This is a genomic window from Pseudomonas sp. H9, assembly GCF_004353925.1.
In the GTDB taxonomy this organism is placed as follows: domain Bacteria; phylum Pseudomonadota; class Gammaproteobacteria; order Pseudomonadales; family Pseudomonadaceae; genus Aquipseudomonas.
Genome location: NZ_SMOK01000001.1, coordinates 1 through 1468 on the forward strand (window position 1 = coordinate 1; position 1468 = coordinate 1468).

1 rRNA gene is annotated in these 1468 nt (G+C 53.1%); it reads right to left on the reverse strand.

The window, feature by feature from the left end:
• Positions 1–72: 72 nt before the first annotated feature.
• A 23S ribosomal RNA gene (locus tag E1573_RS00005) occupies positions 73–1468 on the reverse strand; the annotation flags it as partial.

Genomic DNA, 1468 nt, shown 5'->3' on the forward strand with positions numbered 1-1468 from the left:
TTGCAAACTTTCGGTTCGTTTCGTCTTCACAACACCGCAATCTGGCTTTCGCTCAAATTGCTTGGGTGTTATATGGTCAAGCCTCACGGGCAATTAGTATTGGTTAGCTCAACGCCTCACAGCGCTTACACACCCAACCTATCAACGTCGTAGTCTTCGACGGCCCTTCAGGGAACTCAAGGTTCCAGTGAGATCTCATCTTGAGGCAAGTTTCCCGCTTAGATGCTTTCAGCGGTTATCTCTCCCGAACATAGCTACCCGGCAATGCCACTGGCGTGACAACCGGAACACCAGAGGTTCGTCCACTCCGGTCCTCTCGTACTAGGAGCAGCCCCTCTCAAATCTCAAACGTCCACGGCAGATAGGGACCGAACTGTCTCACGACGTTCTAAACCCAGCTCGCGTACCACTTTAAATGGCGAACAGCCATACCCTTGGGACCGGCTTCAGCCCCAGGATGTGATGAGCCGACATCGAGGTGCCAAACACCGCCGTCGATATGAACTCTTGGGCGGTATCAGCCTGTTATCCCCGGAGTACCTTTTATCCGTTGAGCGATGGCCCTTCCATACAGAACCACCGGATCACTAAGACCTACTTTCGTACCTGCTCGACGTGTCTGTCTCGCAGTCAAGCGCGCTTTTGCCTTTATACTCTGCGACCGATTTCCGACCGGTCTGAGCGCACCTTCGTACTCCTCCGTTACTCTTTAGGAGGAGACCGCCCCAGTCAAACTACCCACCATACACTGTCCTCGATCCGGATAACGGACCTGAGTTAGAACCTCAAAGTTGCCAGGGTGGTATTTCAAGGATGGCTCCACGCGAACTGGCGTCCACGCTTCAAAGCCTCCCACCTATCCTACACAAGCAAATTCAAAGTCCAGTGCAAAGCTATAGTAAAGGTTCACGGGGTCTTTCCGTCTAGCCGCGGATACACTGCATCTTCACAGCGATTTCAATTTCACTGAGTCTCGGGTGGAGACAGCGCCGCCATCGTTACGCCATTCGTGCAGGTCGGAACTTACCCGACAAGGAATTTCGCTACCTTAGGACCGTTATAGTTACGGCCGCCGTTTACCGGGGCTTCGATCAAGAGCTTCGCGTTAGCTAACCCCATCAATTAACCTTCCGGCACCGGGCAGGCGTCACACCCTATACGTCCACTTTCGTGTTTGCAGAGTGCTGTGTTTTTAATAAACAGTCGCAGCGGCCTGGTATCTTCGACCGGCATGGGCTTACGGAGCAAGTCCTTCACCCTCACCGGCGCACCTTCTCCCGAAGTTACGGTGCCATTTTGCCTAGTTCCTTCACCCGAGTTCTCTCAAGCGCCTTGGTATTCTCTACCCAACCACCTGTGTCGGTTTGGGGTACGGTTCCTGGTTATCTGAAGCTTAGAAGCTTTTCTTGGAAGCATGGCATCAACCACTTCGTCGCCTAAAGGCAACTCGTCATCAGCTCTCGGCCTT